Source organism: Flavobacterium sp. KY-23415, assembly GCF_055384985.1.
In genome coordinates this window covers 3017931-3042897 of record NZ_AP044001.1, presented here as the reverse complement: position 1 = coordinate 3042897, position 24967 = coordinate 3017931, and the positions used below count along the sequence as shown (strand labels likewise).

Below are 24967 nucleotides of genomic sequence, written 5' to 3'. Positions count from 1 at the left end.
TTTTAATCGTTATTGTCTGTTTGAAATTTAGTTCGTTTACTGCCCGCATACATTTCATATTTAACAAATCGTGCTTCTAATTTCCCGTTAAATAATTTAATTTTTCTACTTGGTCTTAAACCAACAAATTTTAATGCATCTAAATTAGCAGTAATAAACCATGCGTTTGTATTTGGATATTTTTGCTTCATAGTATCTCCAATTTCTCTATAAAAACGTTCCATTTCAATATCCAAACGTTCACCATAAGGTGGATTAAAAACCATATGTAATGGCCCATCAGTCATTTTTTCTGTTTCAAAGAAATTCGCCTGACGAATAGATACATATTCATCCAAATTAGCATTATAAATATTATCTTTTGCTTTAGAAACAGCACTTGGAGCTTTATCATATCCTGTAATTGTATAATGAAACTCTCTTGTTTTCTTTAATAACGATTCTAACACCTTGTCAAACAATTCGCTGTCCCAATCTTGCCATTTTTCAAAAGCAAATTCCTTTCGGTTAATATTTGCTGGAATATTACATGCAATCATTGCTGCTTCTGCTAAAATCGTTCCACTACCACACATAGGGTCTATAAAATGACTTGTACCATCCCAACCCGAAAGCAACAACATTCCTGCTGCTAAAACTTCATTAATGGGTGCAATATTAGTCGCAGTTTTATAGCCTCTTCTATGCAATGATTCTCCTGAACTGTCCAAAGAAACTGTTACTAAATCTCTATCTATATGCACGTGAATGCGTAAATCTGGAAAATCTTTATCAATATTTGGTCTTTTACCCGTAGTGTCTCTAAACTGATCTACAATGGCATCTTTTGTTTTTAAAGCAACAAACTGACTATGATTGAAGTGCTCAGAATGTAAGGTTGTTTCCACAACAAATGTTTTATACTCGTTCAAATAGTTAGACCAGTCTATTTTTTGAATGCCATCATACAAACTTTTATCATTATAGGCTTTAAACGTTTTTATAGGTTTTAATATCTTTAAAGCTGTTCTTAATGCTAAGTTTGCTTTATACATAAACCCTTTATCTCCAACAAAATTAACCACACGTGTGCCTTGTTCTACTTTTTGAGCTCCTAATTGAGTTAACTCTTTTGCTAATAGTTCTTCAAAACCAAATAAGGTTTTGGCTACCATTTTATAATTTTCCATCACTTACTTTTAATATCAACTACAAATTTGCTTTGTATATTCCTTAAAAAAACTCCAATTAGAAATCTATCTTTCCAAAAATTAGAATTAAAGTGCAAAAATACACTAAATTTGCAAGATTAATTAGTGAGAAAAAGAATAATGATAGAAAATACAGAAACTACGTCAAATAAATGGTTTGCTTCTTGGTTTGATACACCCTACTATCACATTTTATACAAGGATAGAGACTATACAGAAGCACAACAATTCATGGACAACCTAACAGATTATTTAAATCTACCCGAAGAAGCTAAAATTTTAGACTTAGCGTGTGGTAAAGGAAGACATTCTATCTATTTAAATTCGTTAGGCTATCAAGTTACAGGTGCAGATTTATCAGAAAACAGTATAAATGAAGCATCAAAATATGCCAATGCAACATTAAAATTCAAAGTGCACGACATGCGAGAAGTTTGTGAAAACAAATATGATGCAATTTTTAATTTATTCACAAGTTTTGGCTATTTTGATGACGATGCAGATAATTTAAAAACATTAAAAGCCATACATAACAGCTTAGACGAAACAGGTTTTGCTTGTATTGACTTTATGAATGTGAACTATGTAATTGATAATCTTGTTCCAGAAGAAATTAAAACCGTAGAAAACATCGATTTTCATATTAAACGATATGTAAAAGACAACCATATTTATAAAGAAATTAAATTTAATGCCGATGGTGAAGATTTCCAATTCACAGAGAAAGTACAAGCACTTCGTTTAGCAGATTTTGAAAAAATGATGGAAGAGGCAGGCATTTATTTACTCGATGTTTTTGGTAATTATAAATTGCAAAAATTCTTCAAAAACCAATCGGAAAGATTAATCATGATATTTAAATAATGGCATTCAGTATCTATATATTCCCTTTAATTTCAGTTTTACTTGGTTACTTCATTGCGCTATATTTTACACCAAAAAGTAAGAAAAATTTAAAACTGCTACTTGCCTTTAGTGGTGCTTTTCTATTATCGCTAACAGTCATGCATTTATTACCCGAAGTATATGAAGCAGGACTACATCACCATGAAGGACATCATCATGACCATCGTAATGCAATAGGAATTTTTATTATGATTGGAATTGTATTTCAAATCATTTTGGAATATTTTTCAAAAGGTGCAGAACACGGTCATGTGCACGGACATCAAACCATGGAACAAATTCCTTGGTTACTTTTTTTTAGCTTGTGCTTGCATGCGTTATTAGAAGGCATGCCTATTAGTAATCATAATCATCTTGCCTACGGAATTGCTATTCATCACTTCCCTATTGCTATTATTCTGACTACTTTTTTTATTAATGCACGGTTAAATAAAAAAGCCATTTTTTTCTTTATGATAATATTTGCTTTCATGACGCCACTTGGAACATTCTTAGCCGATAATCTCCACTTCTTAGCCGATTATTATACGCAAATATCTGGAATTGTTATTGGTATCCTATTTCATATATCCTCTACCATAATTTTCGAAAGTAGTGAAGGACATAAATTCAATTTAGCAAAATTATCGGTTATTATATTGGGAATTATTTTGGCTTATTTTATGTAAATAAGAATTTCTAACGCTAAAACTCCAAATCAAAAAAAATCTTTGTAAATTAGCTAATTATCATGCAAACAATGAGTTTTACTAAAACAACAGAACAAGCATCCAAATATGACCATTTAGAACAAATGTCGGTTACAGATTTATTAAAAAACATTAATAATGAAGACAAAACCGTTCCGCTTGCTGTAGAAAAAGCATTACCACAAATTGAACATTTAGTTACAGAAATTGTGACCAAAATGAAAGAAGGAGGACGACTTTTTTATATTGGAGCTGGAACTTCTGGACGATTAGGAATTGTTGACGCATCTGAATGTCCGCCAACTTTTGGTGTGCCTTTCGATTTGGTTTTAGGAATTATTGCTGGTGGAGATACTGCCATCCGTAGAGCCGTTGAAAATGCAGAAGACAATACTACACAAGCTTGGAAAGATTTAGAAGCACATAATATAACTTCAAAAGATGTGGTTATTGGAATTGCAGCTTCTGGAACAACACCCTATGTTATTAGTGGTCTAGAAAAATGCAACGAAAACAACATTATTACTGGTTGTATTACGTGTAATGCGGGTAGCCCGTTAGCAAAAACAGCTCAGTTTCCTATTGAAGTGGTCGTTGGACCTGAATTTGTTACAGGAAGTAGTAGGATGAAAGCCGGCACAGCTCAAAAATTAGTGCTCAACATGATTTCTACAACAACCATGATTCAATTAGGGAAAGTGAAAGGAAACAAAATGGTAGATATGCAATTGAGTAATGATAAATTAGTGGACAGAGGTACCAAAATGATTATGGAAGAAATTCCTGTAGATTATAAACAAGCTGGAGAATTATTAAAAAAATATGGCAGTGTTCGAAATGCTGTTGACAATTATAAATAAAAAACAGATACAATGAAAACAATACTTTTACTTTTAAGTTTATCGATTACAAGTTTGGTTTTTTCGCAACAAATTGAACTAAGAGATAAGAAATTTTATATTGATGGGGAACACATTTATAAGCACAAAATTACTGAAACCTTAGCTGCAAACCCAGAAGCACTTCAGCTCTATAAAAAATCGAAACGCAAAGAATCTATTGGAGGCTTACTTCTTGGTGCTGGTGCAGGGTTTATTGTTGGAGACGTGGTTAAAGGCCTAGTTTCTGATGTTGATTACCCATCGGGTTTCACTTATGTGGGTGCTGGACTAATTGCAGTTTCTATTCCTGTTCTTTCTGGACGTACAAAAATCTTAAACAAAAGTATTGATACCTATAATGAAAGTGTTAAAGGAAATAGTCCTTCATTAGGTTTTAACTTTGACTTGAAGGTAATCACCAATCAAAACGGTATTGGTTTCAATATGACTTTCTAACATTGAGAAAGAAAATAAAATATAGTAACAATAGCGCGACTGTAGTAATTGTTTTTATTACAGTTTTTTTAGTTTGCTCTTATTTTTTATTTTCTAACAAAGCATTTAAATATTGTAATACTGAAAATTATCTGTTAGGCATTCATGATTCGCTACCAAGTATTTCAATTAATTACAATCAGTTTCGCAATGAGTTATTGGAAGAAATTTCTATAAAGCTAAAAAAAGAAACTTGCTGCCAAACTAATGAGTTTCTATTGCAACTAGAAAACAATGAAGCAATAAATGTGAAACTACATAATAAATGCAAAAATTGTGCAATTTGTATTAATAATCTTTTTTATTATCGTATTTTATTAAACAAGGACAATCAATTGCTCTTTGAAGATAGACCAATCACTTTAGACTCATTGTCATTAAATATTTATGATTGTTTAAAAAATGAAGATTTAAGCGACAACGTAAATTTCATGTTTTATTGGGACAAGCCCAGTCAAAAAAAAACTATTGAAAACGTGTTTTTAAACGTCAAAAAAGGATACCAATTGTATTATGAAGAAATGGCTCTTCAACAATTTAGCAAACAGATTTGTGAACTAAACAAAAAAGAAACTGAAGAAATAAAAATAAAAAAATCAAGTATTTATCTAGGTGTTGGAAATAGGATTTTTGAACCACTGCCTCCACCACCTCCACCAAAAAACAATTAAAAAATGGCAACTAATCGGAAAATCTTAGCCAAAGGCATTAAATACTTATCTGGATGTTTACCTTTATTATTTATTGGTCCAATTGTGATTAATAGTTCCTTTAAAAATGAAGAGAGTCCTTTATTTTTATATATTTTAATTTTAGGAATCCTCATTTGCGGTTTTGCTATTTTTCTTGGTTTTAAAGGTTTAAATACAATTATGAAAAGCTTATTCGATGGAAATAAATAACATTTACTTAGCCAGTGTAAAAAAGCAAATGCTTTATTACAAAACTATTGCCGAAAAAGCGATAGAACAGTTAGAAGAGATTCAATTATTTACTACTGTAAATGACGATACAAATTCTATTGCGACTATAATTAAGCACATGCATGGCAATATGCTTTCTCGTTGGACTGATTTTCTTACTACAGACGGAGAAAAAGAGTGGAGAGAACGTGATGCTGAATTTGAAAACACAAACCATTCTAAAACAGAATTATTGCACCTTTGGAATGAAGGGTGGGATTGTTTTTTTAAAGCTATAAATGCACTACAAGCAGACGATTTATCAAAAATTATTTATATTAGAAATGAAGGACAAACGGCTTTAGATGCTATTAATAGACAACTAGCCCACTATCCTTATCATATTGGACAAATAGTGTTTTATGCCAAAATGCTAAAGCAAAGTAACTGGAATAGTTTGTCTATTCCTAAAAACAAATCGAATGCTTATAATGCTGATAAATTTTCCAAAGAAAAAAGTGTGAAGCATTTTACTGATGATGAATTGAAAAAATTATAATAGCCCAGATAGAAGCGGCATCCTGTTTTTGCGAGAAACAATAGCGTCTCATTCAAATTGTTTTGTTCTTCGCAAAAACAGATAGAGCGAATAGCTGGAAATAGCTCCTTAAAAAAAAAAAAATATGAGTAAAAAATTAGTACTCCTTCTTCCTTTTGTTTTAGCCTCATGCTATAATCAGGAACGCAATTGCAAGGATTTTAAAACAGGTTCTTTTGAATTTACTCAAGAAATAGACGGGAAAAACGAAACCTCTTTTTTTGAAAGAAACGATTCCTTACAAATTGAAACTTTTAGAGGTCAAACAGACACGCTTGCCATTCGTTGGATTAATGATTGTGAATATATTGGCAAAAACATTCGTCCGAAGAACATGGCAGAAAAAAAATCGGTACATATTAAAATACTAACAACTAACGACGAAGGTTATACTTTTGAATATTCTTATGTTGGTGAATCAAAAAAACAACGTGGTTTTGTCACAAAAAAATAACAACTTTTATTTAAAAGCCATATTCTTAAAAACATATTACTAGTTAACTCATTATAACTTTGGTAGTTTTAATGAATAAAGGTGCGTGTATTCTTTTTTTTAAAGATTATACTCCTCGGTATAGACAACCTAATTTTCATATTAATTGTAACGAGTAAATTACCCAAAGAAAAACGTAAAAAAACAACTAGACCTTGTTTATATTATAAAAATAACCGACCATAAATAGAAATGATCGGTTATTTTTTTTAATACTTGTCTGTAAGTGTCTTTAAAAAAAGGACTAAATCTTCTTTTTCTTTGGTTGATAGATTTAGCTTGTCTGGAGGCAATGTTTGATATTCTAAACTAATTCCTAATCCAGAAGCTCCTCCTTTATTATAAAAATCTATAATTTCCTCTAAAGTAGTGTAAACACCATTATGCATATAGGGTGCTGTTTTTTCTATATTACGAACGGTTGGTGTTTTAAAGAAAAATTTACGCTGTTCTGTCTGATATACTCCATAGCGTCCTAAATCATTATCTACCTCGGCATTTATAGTGTCTTTCGTTTTTGGCACTCCAATTAATTCTATTTCAGACTCTTTAAAAGCAGTTGGTACTAATCCATTGAACAAAGGTGCAAAATGACAAGTAGCACACTTTGCTTTTCCCATGAAAAGATTGAACCCATTAATCTCTTTTTCAGTTAGTGTTTTTTCTTTCTCTTGCATGTTCAAATCGAATTTGGAATTGAAAGGTGTTAAAGACATAATATAGGAAGCAATTGCATTTCTTATTACATGATTATCAATATCTTTTGCATATACTTTCTTGAAAGCTTCTTGATATTCTTTCTTCTCTATAACTCGTTTTTCTAAATCATTTAATGACAAATGAAATTCGTTAGGATTGTTTACCACATCTATTATTTGTCCTTCTAAGCTACCAGCTCGCCTATCATGAAAAAATCCTTTTTGTAATGCAGCATAAAACAATGTAGGAGAATTTCGAGTTGTACCAGGAGATTTTGCTACTCCGTCTGTAAAATACAATTCTTTTTTATGACAAGTAGCACAGCTAATTGTTTTTTCTTTTGACAGTGAAGTATCTTCAAACAATAATTTTCCTAAAGCTACTTTATCTTCTTCTACAGGATTTCCTTTTTGATCTGTAAAATAATTAATATTAAACGTTTGATTTGAGAATAAAGTGCTTGCTTCATAATTTATGGCTTGCTTAAAAGGAAATACTACTGACCAATCGGTTACTGTTTGTTGCCATAAACTTAGTGTTTTATGGGTATAGTCTTTTATGAAAATGAACCTGTCAAAATTTTCAAAATTGGCTGAACCCAAAAATGCGATACTATTTTCTATTTGCTGCATCCAACTTGTAAATAGCACTTTATTTTTAAACTCATTTTCGTATATGGAGAGTATTTTTTGTAATGAGATATATACTGTTTTACTTTCTTCTAATGAATTTTCCAAAACAGGTGAATCAAAACCTGTAATTCCCGTTAAAGCCACTCTATTAATAGCATCCCTTAAAATCCATAAAATATGGTGTTTCTTTAAATATTGTAAGGTTTGGTTCTTATGTAAAAATTTTAAACGTATTGCAGTGGTTGTTACATTTTGCTTTAAGGCTAAAGTGTCAACAACCTCATCAAAAAGCAGTTCTTCAATCACCTGAAAACCTGTGGGCTCTTTAATCTTTATATCTGTAAAATCTTCCTCTTCTATTTTTAAAATATTAGGTTGGTTTAAATAACCAAAATTTTCGGAATCTACAAAAGCTAGAATCGGTTCTATAGATTTAAAATACATTCTTGCTTCTAAGTATTTTTCTTTTTTCTCTTCGAGAGCAGATGCTTCATTTAACGCTTCTAGAGCAAGTGCAGCTTTATTTATATCTTCCTTAAAGCTTTTTTCAAGCGTTTCTAAAGGTGAAAGTGCTTTATATGAGGATTCTTTTTTGCAACTAAATGCAAAAAAAGCCAAAAGGCTATATAAAAATATAGCCTTTGAATTACTGAATTTCAACACTTTAATCATATTATCTTTCTAAACCTTTAATAAGGTACAATTGGCTTCCTTCATTACTTGCTGGTGTTCCATTTGCTTTAGGATCTGTAAAAGCATTATTTTCCCAACCGTGATTTTGAGTGATTATTAAAAAACTTCCTTCAACTCCAATAACATCTGATACGTCTATCATTCCTGTTAATTCCCACAAATCTGAAGCTAACCCAATACCTGCTGCTTGTGCTGCATTTTGATCGCATTCTAAAACTACTTTTAAGGCACCTGTATTCAAATTGTATTGATACAAGTATGCAAAATGTGATTTATCTGCTGTGTCAGGGTACCCATTTGGATCTTCCATTATATAGGCATAATCTTTTGTTACAACAATATTATCTGGACTATGGAACTGTCTTGCAACTCCTGATAGCTTATCCCCATCTAGTACGCATGTTATTGTTGCTAATGTTGGATCGTTAGCATCTAGGACTACTTTATATATTCTTCCGTAAAATGAGCCTTTACCTGTTAAAGCGGTTTTCTTTCTTCCTGTAACTGCAAAATAAATTTCTCTATTTTTTGTAGCAGAACCTTTTCTGTAATCTATATCTTCTACTCTAGAGAACCCCATAATACCTTTATTTCTTGATTCTTGCTCTAAAGCATCTAGTGTTTTTTCTGAATATTCTACAAATTGTGCTGGATAGGAAACCCCTTCTTGCATGTCCATTTCATAATTAATCCCAGCTTGTGTTACTTTTAATCCGTAAAGATTTCCTCCAGCCAAATCACCTCTATTAGCCACATACATTGCTAATTGACCTGAAGGTGTAGTATTATCGCTTGTGTCATCACCAATTAAGGCAACTGTCTTAGAAGGATAAGCATCTTTTCCTAAAACTATAGCATTCTCAGTTGACCATTGCCCTAGAGCTGGCAACATAGTTGCTAATTCTGCATTTTCTGCACTTTTAAAAGGATCTGTAGCAAAAACCCCTTTTGAAGCTCCTCCCCACTCTCCTCCAGATAAGTACAACGGACCAAAACCATGCTCTTGTGGAGTAATTAATGTTCCTGAACATTGTGCAGTCGAAGCTGTTGCAGCAGCGTTTAAAATATATTCTCCTTTTACTGGTTTGAATGTTTTATCGAAAGTGATTCTTGCAATGGAATAATCTGCTTCAATATTATTTATTAAAGAGAAAGTACCATTTTCATTTTTCATTAAACCCATTCCGTCTGCCATTGAACCATATACAAAACTTGGTGATTCTGGTAATTGATCTGCTGAACTTAATATGGAATAGATTTCTAAATTTTCAAAACCTGATTTTTTAGATAAATAAGCAGGTGTTTGTGAATGATTTTTTAAAGCAACATTTTCTTCTATTGTAGTATTTGAGTCATCATCTTGATTACATGAAATAATCATTGCAGACATGCTAAATAATAATAAAGTCTTAAAATTTGTCTTCATAGTATGTAAATTGGTTGTTTTTTTGATAGCCCAAAACTACACTACTTGTGTAATGAAAAAGTAAAGAGCATATTACCTTTATACTACTAGAATTTTAACAAAAAGTTACTATCTTAAATTATTATTAGTTTAATGTAAATACCATCAAAAAAAGGTCTTTCAAATGAAAAACCTCTTTTGATGATGACTAATAATCCTGAATTATTGAAATAAAATAACAACTGAGATAATTATTAAGTCCTATTCTTTATTTTTTAAAAAACAGCATTAAACCTGCTATACTAACAACAAAAACTCCTAATGCCGAAATAACCGTAAATAGATCTCGAATATTCTTGCCTGCCCTTTCCAATAATGAAAACTTATGCAAAATGGCAAACGAATATCCTTCTACTCTATCTTCATTACGCACCAATGCTGCCAAACGAGACGTAGAGAGGTCTAAATAATAATTCCTATTTTCTTTAGAGTTATACTCCATTTTTACTACTGGTAATCTTTTATTCACAAAACCATATTCCTTTCTATCAAAATTTTCTAACGTTGACTTTGTTTTAAAAGTTGCTGTTGGGTCATTTATTTTTAATTTCTCATTAAAAAAATTAACTAAAAATAAAGAGTAGTTTAATGCTACATTATCATCAATATGACCATAAAAAGCGTTAATGAATTTTTTATCCACATCTTTTCCTTTCAAATAATCACATTGATAATATACCGAATTATAAAATTTAACCACTGAAACATTTATACTATTCTTATCTAAGAAAGTGATACAATTAACCTTTATGTCCTTTACGTTTATGATTGGCTCATAAACCATTTCTTCTATTGGAATAGCATTCCATTTTTTTATTGCATGAAAAGCTCCACTAAAACTAAAAGTTAATGCTACTAAAGAAACTAAAAACCCTATTTTTCTATGGTGTCTTTTTAGAAAATCTATTTCCTCTGTAGGCTTACTCTTTTTGAAATTTTTCCACATAAAACCATAAATAATCAATCCACTTGCTGTTGAGAGAACTATAATAGACAAAAACAAAGTCATTAAGATAATACGCAAATAATTATTTGATATAGCGCTTAGAAAAGCCCAATTATGAAACGTATCAAATATCCATAAAAAAACTTGTCTTGACCTTGGATTGTATGTCGCTAACTTACTCGAACTTGTTTCTACATAGACCTGCATTGCATCGCTTCTATCAAAAGTAACTTTATAGACAGGCAAATAGCGATTAATAAATTTATATTGTGTCGTAAAATGGGTAACAACTGTAACATCTTTAATTTTACTTTTTTGATCTTGAAGAAAATACCGAGATAGATATACTGCATATTTTTTATCACCCTCTGTTAATAAATTTGCTGAAGATGCATCATAATAATTCAATTTATTATCTACCGTTTTAACCTGATAATAAGTAATCCCTTCAAAGTCAATAATTCTAAAATTTTTAAATGAACTTATATTATCCTTTTCAAGTACTTCTTGTAAGGAGTATTTTATCTGCGATGTATCTATTCCCTTTTTTTCAATACGCTCTTTTGCTATAGTTGGCTTAAAAAAATGAGCCATAAAAGGATGCATTATTCCCGACAATGTCCAAAAAATAATGGGTATAAGTGTAATGATACCAAGAATACGATGCCACTTATACATGTTTTGTTTCATTTTCCTAACTCCTTTAGAGTCTTTCTTTCTCTTGTTGCTGCTTTGTGTGCTTTGTGTCATATCTTTCAGTCTTAAATCTATTTAATTATGCTACTTTTTTGAACTACAAATAGATTATTTAGAAAAATTAATATTATACTCAATTCCAAACATAAATGTTCTTGGAGCTGCGGGCGTATAACTAGACGTATCGGTTGTGTTGTTTCCTCTGGAAACATTGTAAGCAAACAAACTATTTGACACATTCATCACATTTGTAAAAAACTCCACTCCTTTATATGTATATCCTATTCTTGCGTTAAAAAGATTATATCCTTCATAGTCCACCGTATTAATTTGATTTTGATAATAACTCGAAATGAATTGCCACTCAATTGCCGTTCTAAAATTAGGCAACCATTTCGGGTAATAAGAAACCTCAGAATTTGTTATCCATTTTGGAGCAGAAGGCATATCAAATCCATCTAATTTTTGAATAGGATCTGTTGGTTTATCACTAATTCTAAAATCAATAAATCTATGCTGAGCAATTGTTCCTCCAAATCTAAAATTCCATTGTTTTGATGGTTTATAATTAATTCCAAATTCAATGCCTTTATGTTGTGTTTCTCCAGCCGATTGAAAATCATTTGAATTATCTGGTTGCCTAATACTTAATAGTTCATTTTTACCTTGCAGATAATAGAATGAATAATCAATGAATAATCTATTATCTAAAAGACTAAAAAATCCCCCTATTTCATAATTATTAAATAATGCTGGTTCTAAATTATAATAAAATTCTGCTGGTGTTGAAGCTGTTCCTGTTCCAGTTTTTTTTCTAAAAATAGACGTTAAACCAGGTGGAGAAAATCCTTGTGCATAATTAGCATAGAATCCAATATTTCTAAACGGATTATAGTTTATTCCTATCTTGCTTGTAAATTGACTATACATTTTTTCACCTTTGGAAACATCTATATTATTTTTATAACTCAAATTCATTTGATCAAATCGAGTGCCAATCGTCACTTTCATTTTTTCGATCGGGTTAAGGCTGAATTGTATGTAGGCAGCACTATTTTTTATTTTTGCTTCATAATTTGCCAATGGAATGTCTGGTCTTTCTGTTAGGATTTGATAATTATTTACCGACAATCCGTCTGGGTTTAAATTGGCAATTAAATCTATTTGATAGGCATTATAATTGTTTGGTGAATAATCATATAATAACCCAGCTACAACATTCGATTTCAAAAAATTTAATTTTTGAGTATGCTGTGCAATAATTCCATAACTTTTAAAATTATTACTGTTAATCTCTCCTCTTGCTCTATTAGGATCATTTGATGGACTTGGAGTAGGATTCCAACGAATACCATAGGATGGATTTTGTCCTAATTTATTATCTCTGTGAAAAAGCGTAACAAATGTGCTTGAGTTTGAGTTCCATTTCTGATCTAATGTCATTCTTGTTCTTAAAACATCTGACTTTCTATAAGTAAAATTGGTTGTGCTAGAATATTCTCTAGAATTAAATGCTTCCTCGTTGACACGTCCACTTGTTTGTGAGTCATAAACCCCTTTCATTAGTGTAGTAATTAATTTTGTATTGGTTGAAATGGCATAATCTAAACGCACATTTATATTGTCTTTTCTATAGTCTGAGGATGCCAACCAAGAATTATTTTGCTCACTCGTTAATCCAGAAACATAAAATCCAACTTTTCCAATTGTTGAACCTGCTCCAACCTGCATTCTTTTATAGCCAAATTGATCGGCTTGAAGACCTATTTTAAAAGTTGTATCATAAGTAGGTTTTTTTGTTATAAAATTGACCGTTCCCCCTACTGCTTCTGGACCATATATTGAAGAAACTGGTCCTTTAACCACTTCTATCGAATTTAAAGAAAATTGATTAATCTCTAATAAAGCATTGTGATTGAAAACTCCCAAAGGGCGAATTGGCAAGCCATCTTCGAGATATAAAAAATATCCTGTATAGGAAATTGGTTGACGAATAGCCATTGCATGTTGTTCGTTTCCTAAATTAACCATTAAAACTCCAGGTGCTTTGTTCACTACTTCAAATAAACTGGTGGGTTTGGTTTCTTCTATTGTTTTTTCTGACAATTTACTAACTGCTACGGGTATTTCAGATTTTAGTGTTGCTCCTCTATTTGCAGTTACGATAATCTCTTGTAGTTGTGCTATTTTTGTAGTGTCATTAACAGTATTTTCTTGTGCAAAACAGCTATTTCCTAGTACTAATAGGAAGAATATTATTTTTCTCATTTTAAGGTAATTATTGTAATAGTATTGACCAATGCCAATTTGCATCCTCATTTTGGGATTTTTTTTTAATAAAAGTCTATTGTTATTGTTGTCTGTTCGTGTCTTTTTATGAGAATATACATGTCCTCCTAAATTATATTAGAGCCCAATATGTATCATTAAAGCATAAACAGACGTAATCGTTATGACATTTCATCAAACGAATGAATAATTTGAATTCTAACTATAGTTTTTTGACGGTAAAATTTGTGAATATTTATCTGGTAGGATAATCTCCAAAATCATAATTCGGATTCTATCACGAAAAATGATTACTTTATATTTGCTGTCATTTCTCTTGCAACAAAATCTAATACATAAACTGAGATTATTTAAATTTATCCTATACTTTTATAAGTAACCTATAAAAATATCATTCAAATAACTTTGAAATACCATAATTACTATGTTTTATATTGAATACAAACTAAAAAAGAAGATTATAGTGTGGGTGGATGAAAAAAAGGAAGCACAACAGTTTTTGTTTTCCCATTGTGAAAAAAATTTTCTTTCTTTCTTATATTTAAAAATGTAGAAAGAGTATTAATATTCAATTGAAATAATACAAAAACAAGTTCGGCTTTTTCTTTTATAGAATTTTCAATCTTTCTTTCTGTATCTTCAAGTTTTTTCAATTCTTTTTTTAGTACACAATGACCATTACAGGTATTATTTTTAACCTCTTTTAATTCACACATTGTTTTGGCTATTTGTTCCTGATTGGTTTTAAAAACAAAAAAAACAATAGCATTACTAAATGTTGTTAGTAAAATTATAAAGGAAAGAAATATTGAAAAGAAAACTCTCAACTCTTTTTTTTTGCAAAAATAACTAGTAATACTAATGTCACAAAATATTTTCTTTATTAAATACAAAAAATGCGCTTCAAAAAAGAAACGCATTCTATTACTCTATTTTTTTCTTACTATATTAAAGCTACTCTAAACTCAATGTAATTTGTCCATCTTCATCTAGTTCTGTGTTGATTGCTTCAGAAATGTTATTTTCACCTTTCACTTCCATTTTTTCTGGTTCTGGTTCAACAGGCTCTTCAAATGGTAAAGGTTCTAATAAATTAACTTGCTTTACTTTGTCTGTAGTTAATTGATTACCTAAAGCTTTTATCCCTTTTACAGCAATAAATTCTTCCAAATTCACTTCTATTGTTTCCTTTTGAACTCCTTTTACTTTTGAGAACACTACTTCTACCATTGGTCTCCAATCTGTTGAAACAATTTCTAGTTGCGATTTTTCATGTTCTGTAATAAACGTTTCTTCTTTACTTTCATTTTCAACAAGGAATCTTTTCACATAATAACGTTCTTTTTCTCCATCATAATATATTGCAGAAATTGGTTTTGAAGGTTTCCATTTCTCTAATATAATCATATCTTCATCAAAATGCGTTGTTAATTCTGGAATTATAGTTTTTAATTTTCCTGATTGATTAATAATTAATAATCTATCATTAGGTTTAAATTCACCTAAAAGTTCCCCACGAGCATCTGTATTTAATCGTTGAACAGTGTCATCAAACCAAATTTTACGTGGTCGAAGTGTTGAAATTCCTTTCTCTTTCAGTTCAATTTTTTTAATAGGATATTTAGCAACAGTGTTTCCTTTTGAACTTCTTCCTTTGATTAAAATATCGGAAAAATCTAAATCCCATTTCAATTTTTTCACACTTCCTACTTGTCTCAATAAAATCGTAACAACTTCTGCTTCTCCATTTGGATTCGCTGAAAAATAGAGCACTTGCGATCCTGGTTTTTCTTGTGAAATGTGGTACTCTTTGTCCCTTGTTATTGCAGATACATTAAAACGTTTCACAAAAGATGCTCCCGATTTTCCATCGCGATAAATTACATTATAAATAGTACGTTTATCGTTTTTGTCGAAAATAGCAATATGAATAATATCTTTACCTATAAACTTTTTATCATCTACTTTGGTTACCACCATTCTTCCATCACGAAGGAAAACAATTACATCATCAATATCGGAACAATCTGCTACATATTCATCTTTTTTAAGTCCAGTTCCTAAAAATCCTTCCGCTCTATTCACATAGAGTTTTGTGTTTCTTAAGGCTACTTTTGTAGCTTCTATAGTATCAAAATTTCTTAATTCTGTTTGGCGTTCTCTTCCTTTTCCATATTTCTCTTTCAATGTAGTAAAAAATGCAATTGTGAAATCTATAATATGAGCCAAATCATATTTAATACGCTCCATTTCAGATTCTAATTTTGCAATAGCTTCATCTGCCTTGTCAGAATCGAAACGCGTAATACGAATCATTGGAATTTGAGTTAGCTTTTGTAAGTCATCATCGTGAATATCTCGAACTAATAATGATTTAAAAGGTTCAAATTTTTTATAAAGATATTGATACAAAGACTCTCTATCTGCATAGAGTTTAAAATCAATATACATTTCTTCTCGAATAAATATTTTTTCTAAAGTGGAGAAGTGCCATTTATTTTCTAATTCATCTAATTGAATTTCTAATTCTCTCTTCAATAAATCAACTGTTCTGTTTGTTGAAATTTTCAACATATCAGAAACACCAATAAACAAAGGTTTGTTGTTTTGAATTACACAGCCTAATGGTGCAATAGAGGTTTCACAAGCAGTAAAAGCATATAAAGCATCTATTGTTTTATCTGGAGACACTCCTGAAGGAAGATGAATTAAAATCTCAACTTCTGCAGCTGTATTGTCTTCAATTTTTTTAACTTTAATTTTCCCTTTCTCATTGGCTTTCAAAATACTATCAATTAAAGTAGATGTGTTTGTTGAGAACGGAATTTGGGTAATAACTAAAGTAGATTTATCTAATTGGGAAATTTTAGCACGCACTCGCACACGACCACCTCTTAATCCATCATTATAATTAGATACATCTGCAATACCTGCCGTTGGAAAATCGGGATATAATGTGAAAGGTTTTCCTTTTAATATTTTAATAGAACTATCAATAAGTTCATTAAAATTGTGTGGTAAAACTTTAGTTGATAAACCTACAGCAATTCCTTCTGCTCCTTGAGCTAATAACAAAGGGAATTTAACTGGAAGATTTATGGGTTCTGCGCGACGACCGTCATAGGAAACACCCCATTCGGTAATTTTTGGCGAATATAAAACATCATGACCAAATTTAGAAATACGTGCTTCTATATAACGAGAAGCTGCAGCAGAATCACCTGTTAAGATATTTCCCCAGTTTCCTTGCATGTCAATAAGCAAGTCTTTTTGACCAATTTGCACCATTGCATCTCCAATACTCGCGTCCCCGTGTGGATGATACTGCATGGTGTGACCAACGATATTTGCTACTTTATTGTAACGTCCGTCGTCTAGCTCTTTCATGGAATGCATAATCCTACGTTGTACAGGTTTAAAACCGTCTTCAATCGCTGGAACTGCACGTTCTAGAATTACATAGGAAGCATAATCTAAAAACCAATCCTTATACATACCTGTTACTTTCGTAATAGTATCTTCTGGATTTTCATTGTTTTCATAAAAATTATGTCCTGATGTTTTTATATCATCAAAACCTTCTGTTTCATTAGACTCGTTTAACGAATCGTTTTCCTCGTTTGGGTTTATGTTTTCTTCGTCTTCGTTCATATTGCTGAATTTATTTCAGTATGTTTTTAAAAACTTATTTATTTACCTTTTGGGGTAATGTCCTGTATATTCTTTCAATTTCTTTTTGCTCTTCTTCTGTTTGTATTCCAGAATGATCGTCGTTAATAAAATATCTTATTCCAACTTTCCAAAAGAACATTCTCATGTCTTCTAAACAATAATATTTTGCCTCTCCAATACTTTTTGAACTTTTTATTTCACCACATGAAAAACATATTTCAATATTTCCTATAACATTATCCTTTATATCTTTAAAAACTATTTGATGTCTAGGATTATAACAATCTGCTATTATCTGTTTGGAATTGCATGAATCTTTAGATATTAGATTTAATAATTCTCTTTTTTGAATTTCACTTAAAGCTATTCTTTCTTTTATAAAATCATTTGACAATTGAACATCTGAATTATAATTTATGTCTTTTCTTAAATTACCATCAATTTGTTTTATAAATTCCTTATCAGGAAAAGAATACAACATAACTTCGCTTATATCATCATATTTAAATGAAATTGATTTTGAAAAATCTTTTTTTATTATTCTTTCTTCCGCTTTAACTTCTTGTCTTTTTACTTCATTACATCCGTTAAAAATCAAACTTATTAGTATAATTAAAATGGACAAAAACAGATTCCTTTTCTTCATGAGTTAATTCCCTATCAATCGTTTAAATTCTTCTTTAGTTGGTAAAACTGTTTTGTACTTACTCGCAAAAATTTGTTTGTTGTTTTCTATTAAAATAAATCCCACTACTTCTGACAGTTTTAAAACACCTTCTTTGTCTCTACTTAAACTTAATCGAGTATACAATGCCGAATCATATTGTCTTTTTAATTCTCTAACGCTCCAATTGTTTTTTATAGATTCGATTTCATAGAAGTTTCTTTCTTTTTCATCATCAATTCTCATTAAGAAAACATAATACGTCCAAGTTAATTTGAAAAACGAAATCAGTGTCTGTGTTTTTTGATTTTCTAATTCTCCGTTAACAGACTGAGAAATTGCATTTTCAGAAATCCGAGTCAGTGTCTCGGAATTTTGAATTTGTAAAATCCGAGTCAAAAACTCGGAAATTGAGTAAGTCAAATAAAACTTTCTCATGTTTTCTAAATTATCTACCGAAAAACCTTTACCAAACTGTTTCTTCAATTCTTCAGAAAGCCCTTTTAAAAGTTGCTTACCATATTCGGCTCTTTCTTTACCATTTTGTTCTTCTTCTACAATGATTCTTCCTATTTCAAAATAAGTATACACCATTGTTGAATTTACGGTACGCAAAACTTGTTGTCTTGCATTTTGTAACAAATCAACTACTTGTTGGAATAACTCTTTATTTTGAAGTGTTCTTATCATTACTCTTTCTCAACCACATCTAATTCTACCTTCAAATTATTGATAATAAACTCTTGCCTGTCTGGAGTGTTTTTCCCCATGTAGAATTCTAATAATTTTTCAATAGTAGTTCCCTTGTCTAGCATTACAGGATCTAATCGAATGTCTTCTCCAATAAAAAACTTGAACTCATCGGGAGAAATCTCTCCTAATCCTTTGAATCGGGTGATTTCTGGTTTTGGTTTTAATTTTTCGATGGCATTCACTCTCTCTTCTTCTGTATAGCAATATATCGTTTCTTTTTTATTTCTCACACGGAACAAAGGTGTTTGCAGAATATAAAGATGTCCGTCTTTTATTAATTCTGGAAAAAATTGCAAAAAGAAGGTGATTAATAACAAACGGATGTGCATTCCATCGACATCGGCATCGGTTGCAATTACAATGTTATTGTAACGCAAATCGCCCATATCTTCTTCTATATTTAAAGCCGCTTGCAATAAGTTGAATTCTTCGTTTTCATAGACAATTTTCTTACTCATTCCATAAGAATTCAGAGGCTTTCCACGCAAACTAAATACGGCTTGTGTATTTACATCGCGTGATTTGGTAATTGACCCCGAAGCCGAATCTCCCTCGGTAATAAAAAGCGTACTTTCTAAACTTCTTGGATTTTTAACATCGGCTAAATGCACACGACAGTCACGTAGTTTTTTATTGTGTAAATTAGCTTTTTTAGCTCTGTCTTTTGCTAGTTTTCGAATTCCTGAAAGTTCTTTTCTTTCACGTTCTGCTTGCAATATTTTACGCAACAAAGCATCTGCAATTTCAGGATTTTTATGTAGAAAATTGTCTAGCTTAGTTTTAATAAAATCATTAACAAAAGTACGAACCGTTGGTCCATCTGGGCCAACATCTGTAGAGCCTAATTTTGTCTTTGTTTGTGACTCAAAAACGGGTTCTTCTACTTTTACTGCAACTGCTGATACTATTGATTTTCGAATATCGGATGCTTCAAAATTTTTATTATAGAATTCCTTAATTGCTTTTACAATTGCTTCTCTGAAAGCACTTAAATGTGTTCCTCCTTGCGTTGTATTTTGTCCGTTTACAAAAGAATGATATTCTTCTGAATATTGGGTTTTACTATGTGTTATGGCAACTTCAATATCATCACCTTCAAGGTGAATGATTGGATAAACCATGTCTTCCTCTGCAATATTTTCGTCTAATAAATCTTTTAAACCATGCTCCGAAACATATTTTTCTCCGTTATAAATGATGGTTAAACCACGATTTAAGTAACAGTAATTTTTAAGCATTTTAATGATATACTCATTACGATACTTATAGTTTTTAAAGATAGTATCATCAGCGATAAAAGATACTTTTGTTCCTTTTCGCTTAGTTGTTTCTATGATTTCTTCTTCATTGACTAGATTTCCAGCAGAGAACTCAGCTGCTTTTTGCTGGCTATCTCGCACAGATTCTACCCTGAAGAAATTTGACAACGCATTTACTGCTTTTGTTCCAACACCATTTAACCCTACTGATTTTTTGAAGGCCTTAGAATCATACTTTCCTCCTGTATTCATCTTGGAAACTACATCTATCACTTTTCCAAGTGGAATTCCGCGTCCGTAATCGCGAACGGTTACCAATTTATCTTTTATGGTTACTTCTATGGTTTTCCCTGCTCCCATAACAAATTCATCGATACAGTTATCCATAACTTCTTTAAGAAGTATATAGATACCATCATCGGGAGAGGAACCATCTCCTAGTTTTCCAATGTACATTCCGGGACGCATACGGATATGTTCTTTCCAATCGAGGGAACGTATATTGTCTTCGGTATATTGATTTTGTTCTAACATAAACAGATTTCGGATTTTGTGCAATATACTATTTCTCCCTAAAAAATAAAAGAACAGCCTTTATAAGTTATTGACAAAAGAGTAATGAGGTTCTATGTTATAAGCATGAATTGAAAGAAGATAAATTTAAAATGAAGGCTTTGTCTATTTAATCTAGCTCCAACTTATATCCAACTCCGTGAATATTAATCAATCTAACCGAAGTATCCTCTTTTAATTTATTTCTAAGTTTTGAAACATAGGTATCCAAACTCCTTCCAACAAACACACCTTTGTCTTCCCAAACTTTTTTTGTTAATTCTTCACGCTTTATAATTTGGTTGGGTTGAGCAATAAAAATGGTTAATAATTCACATTCTTTTTTAGAAAGGCTAATCTCTACAGTTTCTTTCACCAGTTTATTTTGTTCTGAATAGAACCTATATGTACCAATAGAAATAAAACTTTCAGAATTTTCTTTGACAGAAGCTTTATTTTTTTTCTTAAAATAAATGAGTACTATAATACCAAAAACAACCAATAACAAAATTGCAACAATCCAAGTATATGAATAACTACTATTTGTCTCCATCATTTTGGTAAATCGAACATTTATATGATAGCACCCTTTTTTCAGTTGTCTTCCTCCACATGGAATAATACTTTTCTCTATATTTTGCTTCATCTGATAACTGTAGGCAACTTCTCTATCTTTACATTGAAGTACTTCAACTAAATAATCTTTTGGCAAACTAGCTTTTTGAAAATTATTTTTTATTAAAGTGACCAAAGTATCTGGATGTATTATTAGATGTTCTTCAAAAGACAATTGATATTGAAAAGCATCTAAATTGATTACAGGTTTAACTACTGATATTGTATCTTGATTTCTTAAAAGCAATTCATGTCCCACATTACGTAATGCAAGTTTTACTATTGCTGAAGCATCTTCGTTAGATTTCATCGAACAAGAAACCATACAACAAAACAATCCGAAAATAGCTAAAGTGCTAATGAAGTTTTTGATATTGGTATTCATAATTGTCTGCAAATAACATACAATTTTATGACATTTTACAACTGTTGACACTTTTTTGACATTTTTTTGACAAGCTGAAACAAAGCGAATAGTAGTTTTACACTGTTATTACATAATAACAACATATACGACCAAATTTCACTGAATAGTAATTTATAAAAAACAATAAAATGAAAAATGTACTTCTTTTCTTTTCTCTATTATGTTTCTTAGGTTGCAAAATAGATCCTTCAAAAAGTGAACCTATTGTAGATAATTCTTTAATTGCAAACACGAATTCAACAACGAATAAACAACTCCTTTATGGTCCAAATTTACCCACTGAACCTTATGAACTAAAACTCAACATACATCAATTAAAAAATAATATTTATGATTTAGAAATACAGATGTTATTATTCAACAATGCCTATTATGCGTCTCCAAATACTAAAGTAGATTTAAAAGGCAAATTTACTTTTCATTTAGATACAAACAATTCATTTATCGTAAAAAACAACCTTATTGAAACACCTCTCTCAAATAATACTGATGGGTTGACAAATTGGGTTAGAGTAAACACAACCTATAATCAGCAACTTGAAATTACTACCAAAAAAGACTTTGTGGTTAGTGGCTTTATTCGATTCACAATTGAACCCCGATGTACTTTAGAAAAAATTCCTATTATCATTAAAGCAGAAAAAGGTGTCGTAACGTTTGAAATAGATAAATGCTAAACGTAAACAATTTAACATAAAACGGTAATACGTCAAATTAAAAATACAACAAAGACATTTGCAAAAGCACTTGCAAGTGTCTTTTAGTTTTAACCAATAGTTCAATTTTTAAAATAAAAATAAAAATTTATTGTTTTTCAATAAAAATTTTATTTTTTTGAATAAATTTTAAAACTTATTCGATATGAAATCAACAACAACAAAAACAGTTTTAATAATCATGAACGTACTATTTTGGATTGTATTTATTGGTTTATGTATAGAAACTGGAGCACTATTATTTAATTATTTATTTAGTCTATTTGTAAATGAAAATGCAACTTTCAAATTATACAAGACACTCAATTTAAATGAACTCTACAATAGAGACATTTATCAATATCATATTATTATGTTATCCTATATAATTATGAGTGGTTTAAAATCTTATGTTGCTTATAAAGTCATAAAATTGTTTACTTTGTTAAAATTAGAGCATCCATTTACTAAAGAAACTACAAAATTTGTATTCGATATTAGCTATTGGACACTGGTTATTGGGATTTTTGCAATTGTAGCTAAATCAAATGCTAAATGGGTAAGCAAATCTATCCAAGAAATTCCAATTGATTTTAATGGCAATGAAATATTATTTTTTGCTGGATTAATTTATATTATTGCTGTAATTATGCAAAGAGGAACAGAAATTCAAGAAGAAAACGATTTAACAGTGTAATTTATGGCAATAATAGTCAACTTAGATGTTATGATGGCAAAGCGAAAAATGTCGCTCAATGAACTCTCTGAAAAAGTAGGATTAACATTGGCAAATTTATCTATTTTAAAAACTGGAAAAGCTAAAGCAATACGTTTTAGCACATTAGAATTAATTTGTGAAGTTTTAGATTGTCAGCCTGCTGATATTTTAGAATACAGAAAAGACTAATATTTATTCATAATGATAAAAAATACCTTTATCTAAAACAGTCCAAAGAGCAGCTTTTTGATTAGCTGCTTTTAATGCTTGATTAGCCCAAGTGTTGCATGTATAGAACAAATTATAACTTCCTTTTGCTTCATAAAACAAATCATATTTACCGTAAGAATGCGTTCCTATTTGTTGTATTCTATTGTAGTCGTCTAATAGAAAACTATTTTCGAAATAGGTAGTTAATTTTTCATATTGTGATAGAGATATTTCAATTTTCTTACAGGTTTCACTTTCTTTCAAATTACCATAGAAAGTAACATGCATTGCAGATGAACTAAAACCTGTAATTGCTTTTAATGCTGTAGAAGTTTTCAAATCTGCCCAAGTAGGCGTATCTAAATAAAACCCTTTATCTCCCCAGCCAAAAGCTAAGTTTTGCAGGGTTGAATCTTTTGCTTTTGTTTGCAAATATGAAATTTCTTTAGACCAGTCTTTTATATCGTTTTTTAGAGGCACCACAATATCAGTATGAACTCCATTAGAGAGAATATATATAGAGATCATATTATTTTCAACTTTCTCATTATTATTAACAGCAATAATAGATGTTACGAATATAACCAATCCGTAAACCAACAAAAAAATAAAAAACCCAAGAACAAATCTTAAAAAAATTTTCAAAACCTTTACCATAACCCTATTTTAGACAATCATATAAAACACACCAAAATTACACCGTTTTTGTTAAAAAAATAATCTCAATCAAATTTGATAAAAAAAAACATTAAATTAACAAAAAAAATACATTTTACATATTAAATTTAACATTTTTTTTTGTAAATTTAACACTAAATAACGTCTCCAAACAACTAACACTTAATAAACTATGAACAAAAAATACTTTTTTTATGGATTAATAATACTATTATTTAGTCCACTTAGCAATGCACAAGTAGGAATAGCAACAACCTCCCCACATCCTGGTTCCGATTTAACCCTTGGATCTACAAATAAAGCTCTACTTTTAAACAGAATTGCATTAACTGGCAAAGATGATGTTTCAACAATTACTAGCCCTCAAGCAGGGATGATAATTTATAACACTGCTACTGCTGGAACAACTCCTGATGATGTGACCCCAGGTTTTTATTACTTTGATAGTGGAACTACAAAATGGGAAAAAGTCTCAAGCAATTCTGGTGTTACCGAGAATTTATATACTGCAGACGGAACAATCCCTGATGCTACTTCTAGATCAGTAAGTTTAGGTACAGGTAGTGATTTAAATATTGGAGGGAACACCTTAGTAGTTAATGGAGATAATAGTAATGTAGGAATAGGTACAAACACCGCATCTTCTGATGCTATTTTGGAAGTAAATGCAACTAACAAAGGACTTCTAATGCCTAGATTAAATTTAATGACTGCCTCAGATGCCTCTCCTTTATCTTCTCATATTGCTGGTATGACAGTGTACAATACAGCTACTGCTGGTGATGTAACTCCTGGATATTATGTAAATGATGGTACAAAATGGATTCGCTTTGATAGAGCAGAAAGCAAATTTTTCTACGCTCCGACAGTTTCTCTTTCTGTTTCTGCAACAGGAACTGGGTTTACACATGATTTATATGCTGATTATTTAAACAATCTACAAACTCCTGCTGTAAAAAGTGTTGGGGCACCAACAACAATTCCTGTTTATTTAGCTACTGACCTGTATTATTATGTAACAGATTATGATACCAATATATTTGATAATATTTCAATTGATGCAAATGGATTAATGACTTACGATGTTATTTCTGCTACTGCTACTACTTGTTCTTTCATCAATGTTGTTTTTGTAATTAAATAGCACATT

The 24967-nt window shown here is 30.6% G+C and carries 24 protein-coding genes; 12 read left to right on the top strand and 12 right to left on the bottom strand.

The annotated features are described in order from the left end of the window. Nucleotides 1-2 precede the first annotated feature (2 nt). Nucleotides 3-1169, bottom strand: a complete 1167-nt coding sequence (locus tag ACZ49Z_RS13340) for a THUMP domain-containing class I SAM-dependent RNA methyltransferase (RefSeq protein WP_464304803.1) — start codon at nucleotides 1167-1169, stop codon at nucleotides 3-5. A 141-nt stretch (nucleotides 1170-1310) separates the two neighbouring features. Between ACZ49Z_RS13340 and ACZ49Z_RS13335 the strand changes: the two genes are divergently transcribed. The 8 genes from ACZ49Z_RS13335 (at nucleotide 1311) to ACZ49Z_RS13300 (ending at nucleotide 6115) form a co-directional block, all read left to right on the top strand. Continuing rightward, a complete protein-coding gene (locus tag ACZ49Z_RS13335) occupies nucleotides 1311-2054 on the top strand; it encodes a class I SAM-dependent DNA methyltransferase (protein WP_464304802.1) in 744 nt (247 codons plus the stop codon). Beyond that, complete coding sequence (locus ACZ49Z_RS13330; protein ID WP_464304801.1) at nucleotides 2054-2764, top strand: ZIP family metal transporter; 711 nt, start codon at nucleotides 2054-2056, stop codon at nucleotides 2762-2764. Before ACZ49Z_RS13335 ends, ACZ49Z_RS13330 begins: the two co-directional genes overlap by 1 nt. A 71-nt stretch (nucleotides 2765-2835) precedes the next feature. Then, nucleotides 2836-3645, top strand: coding sequence for an N-acetylmuramic acid 6-phosphate etherase (murQ, locus tag ACZ49Z_RS13325; RefSeq protein WP_464304800.1), 810 nt, complete (start codon nucleotides 2836-2838; stop codon nucleotides 3643-3645). A gap of 12 nt (nucleotides 3646-3657) precedes the next feature. After that, the gene (locus ACZ49Z_RS13320) at nucleotides 3658-4122 is read left to right on the top strand and encodes a hypothetical protein (protein ID WP_464304799.1); all 465 of its coding nucleotides are present in this window, start codon (nucleotides 3658-3660) and stop codon (nucleotides 4120-4122) included. A gap of 2 nt (nucleotides 4123-4124) precedes the next feature. Beyond that, on the top strand, nucleotides 4125-4832 hold the full coding sequence (locus ACZ49Z_RS13315) for a hypothetical protein (protein WP_464304798.1): 708 nt from the start codon (nucleotides 4125-4127) through the stop codon (nucleotides 4830-4832). 3 nt (nucleotides 4833-4835) lie between these two features. After that, entirely contained in the window at nucleotides 4836-5063 is a 228-nt protein-coding gene (locus tag ACZ49Z_RS13310) for a DUF6095 family protein (protein ID WP_464304797.1), read from the top strand. Beyond that, the gene (locus tag ACZ49Z_RS13305; protein WP_464304796.1) at nucleotides 5050-5622 is read left to right on the top strand and encodes a DUF1572 family protein; all 573 of its coding nucleotides are present in this window, start codon (nucleotides 5050-5052) and stop codon (nucleotides 5620-5622) included. Before ACZ49Z_RS13310 ends, ACZ49Z_RS13305 begins: the two co-directional genes overlap by 14 nt. A gap of 124 nt (nucleotides 5623-5746) precedes the next feature. Beyond that, nucleotides 5747-6115 (top strand): DNA topoisomerase IV, encoded by a 369-nt coding sequence (locus ACZ49Z_RS13300; RefSeq protein ID WP_464304795.1) that lies wholly within the window; start codon nucleotides 5747-5749, stop codon nucleotides 6113-6115. Between the two features lie 248 nt (nucleotides 6116-6363). Here the strand turns inward: ACZ49Z_RS13300 and ACZ49Z_RS13295 are convergent, their stop codons facing one another. The 10 genes from ACZ49Z_RS13295 to ACZ49Z_RS13250 form a co-directional block, all read right to left on the bottom strand. Beyond that, nucleotides 6364-8157, bottom strand: coding sequence for a cytochrome c peroxidase (locus ACZ49Z_RS13295; RefSeq protein ID WP_464304794.1), 1794 nt, complete (start codon nucleotides 8155-8157; stop codon nucleotides 6364-6366). 1 nt (nucleotide 8158) lies between these two features. After that, nucleotides 8159-9604 (bottom strand): alkaline phosphatase PhoX, encoded by a 1446-nt coding sequence (locus ACZ49Z_RS13290; protein ID WP_464304793.1) that lies wholly within the window; start codon nucleotides 9602-9604, stop codon nucleotides 8159-8161. Between the two features lie 247 nt (nucleotides 9605-9851). Beyond that, nucleotides 9852-11339, bottom strand: a complete 1488-nt coding sequence (locus ACZ49Z_RS13285) for a PepSY domain-containing protein (RefSeq protein WP_464304792.1) — start codon at nucleotides 11337-11339, stop codon at nucleotides 9852-9854. A gap of 54 nt (nucleotides 11340-11393) precedes the next feature. Next, nucleotides 11394-13553, bottom strand: a complete 2160-nt coding sequence (locus ACZ49Z_RS13280) for a TonB-dependent receptor (RefSeq protein WP_464304791.1) — start codon at nucleotides 13551-13553, stop codon at nucleotides 11394-11396. A 479-nt stretch (nucleotides 13554-14032) separates the two neighbouring features. After that, a complete protein-coding gene (locus ACZ49Z_RS13275) occupies nucleotides 14033-14401 on the bottom strand; it encodes a hypothetical protein (protein ID WP_464304790.1) in 369 nt (122 codons plus the stop codon). A 127-nt stretch (nucleotides 14402-14528) separates the two neighbouring features. Continuing rightward, complete coding sequence (locus ACZ49Z_RS13270) at nucleotides 14529-17225, bottom strand: DNA gyrase/topoisomerase IV subunit A (protein ID WP_464304789.1); 2697 nt, start codon at nucleotides 17223-17225, stop codon at nucleotides 14529-14531. 34 nt (nucleotides 17226-17259) lie between these two features. Continuing rightward, nucleotides 17260-17892, bottom strand: coding sequence for a hypothetical protein (locus ACZ49Z_RS13265; RefSeq protein ID WP_464304788.1), 633 nt, complete (start codon nucleotides 17890-17892; stop codon nucleotides 17260-17262). A 3-nt stretch (nucleotides 17893-17895) separates the two neighbouring features. Next, entirely contained in the window at nucleotides 17896-18600 is a 705-nt protein-coding gene (locus ACZ49Z_RS13260; protein ID WP_464304787.1) for a DUF1016 N-terminal domain-containing protein, read from the bottom strand. Continuing rightward, entirely contained in the window at nucleotides 18600-20456 is a 1857-nt protein-coding gene (locus ACZ49Z_RS13255; protein ID WP_464304786.1) for a DNA topoisomerase IV subunit B, read from the bottom strand. Before ACZ49Z_RS13255 ends, ACZ49Z_RS13260 begins: the two co-directional genes overlap by 1 nt. Nucleotides 20457-20604: 148 nt before the next feature. Then, complete coding sequence (locus ACZ49Z_RS13250; RefSeq protein ID WP_464304785.1) at nucleotides 20605-21474, bottom strand: helix-turn-helix domain-containing protein; 870 nt, start codon at nucleotides 21472-21474, stop codon at nucleotides 20605-20607. A gap of 170 nt (nucleotides 21475-21644) precedes the next feature. Here ACZ49Z_RS13250 and ACZ49Z_RS13245 point away from each other — a divergent pair, with 170 nt between their 5' ends. From ACZ49Z_RS13245 to ACZ49Z_RS13235, 3 genes are all read left to right on the top strand, one after another. Next, nucleotides 21645-22193, top strand: coding sequence for a hypothetical protein (locus ACZ49Z_RS13245; RefSeq protein ID WP_464304784.1), 549 nt, complete (start codon nucleotides 21645-21647; stop codon nucleotides 22191-22193). Nucleotides 22194-22377: 184 nt separating this feature from the next. Further along, nucleotides 22378-22908 (top strand): DUF2975 domain-containing protein, encoded by a 531-nt coding sequence (locus ACZ49Z_RS13240; protein ID WP_464304783.1) that lies wholly within the window; start codon nucleotides 22378-22380, stop codon nucleotides 22906-22908. Nucleotides 22909-22911: 3 nt separating this feature from the next. After that, nucleotides 22912-23118, top strand: a complete 207-nt coding sequence (locus ACZ49Z_RS13235) for a helix-turn-helix domain-containing protein (protein WP_464304782.1) — start codon at nucleotides 22912-22914, stop codon at nucleotides 23116-23118. A gap of 3 nt (nucleotides 23119-23121) precedes the next feature. Here the strand turns inward: ACZ49Z_RS13235 and ACZ49Z_RS13230 are convergent, their stop codons facing one another. After that, a complete protein-coding gene (locus ACZ49Z_RS13230) occupies nucleotides 23122-23796 on the bottom strand; it encodes a TIGR02117 family protein (RefSeq protein WP_464304781.1) in 675 nt (224 codons plus the stop codon). Between the two features lie 193 nt (nucleotides 23797-23989). Between ACZ49Z_RS13230 and ACZ49Z_RS13225 the strand changes: the two genes are divergently transcribed. Then, nucleotides 23990-24961, top strand: coding sequence for a hypothetical protein (locus tag ACZ49Z_RS13225; protein ID WP_464304780.1), 972 nt, complete (start codon nucleotides 23990-23992; stop codon nucleotides 24959-24961). Nucleotides 24962-24967: the final 6 nt, after the last annotated feature.

Excerpts from the sequence above, each read along its gene's own strand:
- ACZ49Z_RS13340 (WP_464304803.1), bottom strand. The coding sequence starts at position 1,169 with ATGGAAAATTATAAAATGGTAGCCAAAACCTTATTTGGTTTTGAAGAA.
- murQ (WP_464304800.1), top strand. The coding sequence starts at position 2,836 with ATGAGTTTTACTAAAACAACAGAACAAGCATCCAAATATGACCATTTA.
- ACZ49Z_RS13270 (WP_464304789.1), bottom strand. The coding sequence starts at position 17,225 with ATGAACGAAGACGAAGAAAACATAAACCCAAACGAGGAAAACGATTCG.
- ACZ49Z_RS13255 (WP_464304786.1), bottom strand. The coding sequence starts at position 20,456 with ATGTTAGAACAAAATCAATATACCGAAGACAATATACGTTCCCTCGAT.
- ACZ49Z_RS13290 (WP_464304793.1), bottom strand. The coding sequence starts at position 9,604 with ATGAAGACAAATTTTAAGACTTTATTATTATTTAGCATGTCTGCAATG.
- ACZ49Z_RS13305 (WP_464304796.1), top strand. The coding sequence starts at position 5,050 with ATGGAAATAAATAACATTTACTTAGCCAGTGTAAAAAAGCAAATGCTT.
- ACZ49Z_RS13240 (WP_464304783.1), top strand. The coding sequence starts at position 22,378 with ATGAAATCAACAACAACAAAAACAGTTTTAATAATCATGAACGTACTA.
- ACZ49Z_RS13225 (WP_464304780.1), top strand. The coding sequence starts at position 23,990 with ATGAACAAAAAATACTTTTTTTATGGATTAATAATACTATTATTTAGT.
- ACZ49Z_RS13300 (WP_464304795.1), top strand. The coding sequence starts at position 5,747 with ATGAGTAAAAAATTAGTACTCCTTCTTCCTTTTGTTTTAGCCTCATGC.
- ACZ49Z_RS13235 (WP_464304782.1), top strand. The coding sequence starts at position 22,912 with ATGGCAATAATAGTCAACTTAGATGTTATGATGGCAAAGCGAAAAATG.
- ACZ49Z_RS13280 (WP_464304791.1), bottom strand. The coding sequence starts at position 13,553 with ATGAGAAAAATAATATTCTTCCTATTAGTACTAGGAAATAGCTGTTTT.
- ACZ49Z_RS13230 (WP_464304781.1), bottom strand. The coding sequence starts at position 23,796 with ATGGTAAAGGTTTTGAAAATTTTTTTAAGATTTGTTCTTGGGTTTTTT.
- ACZ49Z_RS13285 (WP_464304792.1), bottom strand. The coding sequence starts at position 11,339 with ATGACACAAAGCACACAAAGCAGCAACAAGAGAAAGAAAGACTCTAAA.
- ACZ49Z_RS13245 (WP_464304784.1), top strand. The coding sequence starts at position 21,645 with ATGAAAAATGTACTTCTTTTCTTTTCTCTATTATGTTTCTTAGGTTGC.
- ACZ49Z_RS13335 (WP_464304802.1), top strand. The coding sequence starts at position 1,311 with ATGATAGAAAATACAGAAACTACGTCAAATAAATGGTTTGCTTCTTGG.
- ACZ49Z_RS13265 (WP_464304788.1), bottom strand. The coding sequence starts at position 17,892 with ATGAAGAAAAGGAATCTGTTTTTGTCCATTTTAATTATACTAATAAGT.
- ACZ49Z_RS13310 (WP_464304797.1), top strand. The coding sequence starts at position 4,836 with ATGGCAACTAATCGGAAAATCTTAGCCAAAGGCATTAAATACTTATCT.
- ACZ49Z_RS13330 (WP_464304801.1), top strand. The coding sequence starts at position 2,054 with ATGGCATTCAGTATCTATATATTCCCTTTAATTTCAGTTTTACTTGGT.
- ACZ49Z_RS13250 (WP_464304785.1), bottom strand. The coding sequence starts at position 21,474 with ATGAATACCAATATCAAAAACTTCATTAGCACTTTAGCTATTTTCGGA.
- ACZ49Z_RS13295 (WP_464304794.1), bottom strand. The coding sequence starts at position 8,157 with ATGATTAAAGTGTTGAAATTCAGTAATTCAAAGGCTATATTTTTATAT.
- ACZ49Z_RS13260 (WP_464304787.1), bottom strand. The coding sequence starts at position 18,600 with ATGATAAGAACACTTCAAAATAAAGAGTTATTCCAACAAGTAGTTGAT.
- ACZ49Z_RS13320 (WP_464304799.1), top strand. The coding sequence starts at position 3,658 with ATGAAAACAATACTTTTACTTTTAAGTTTATCGATTACAAGTTTGGTT.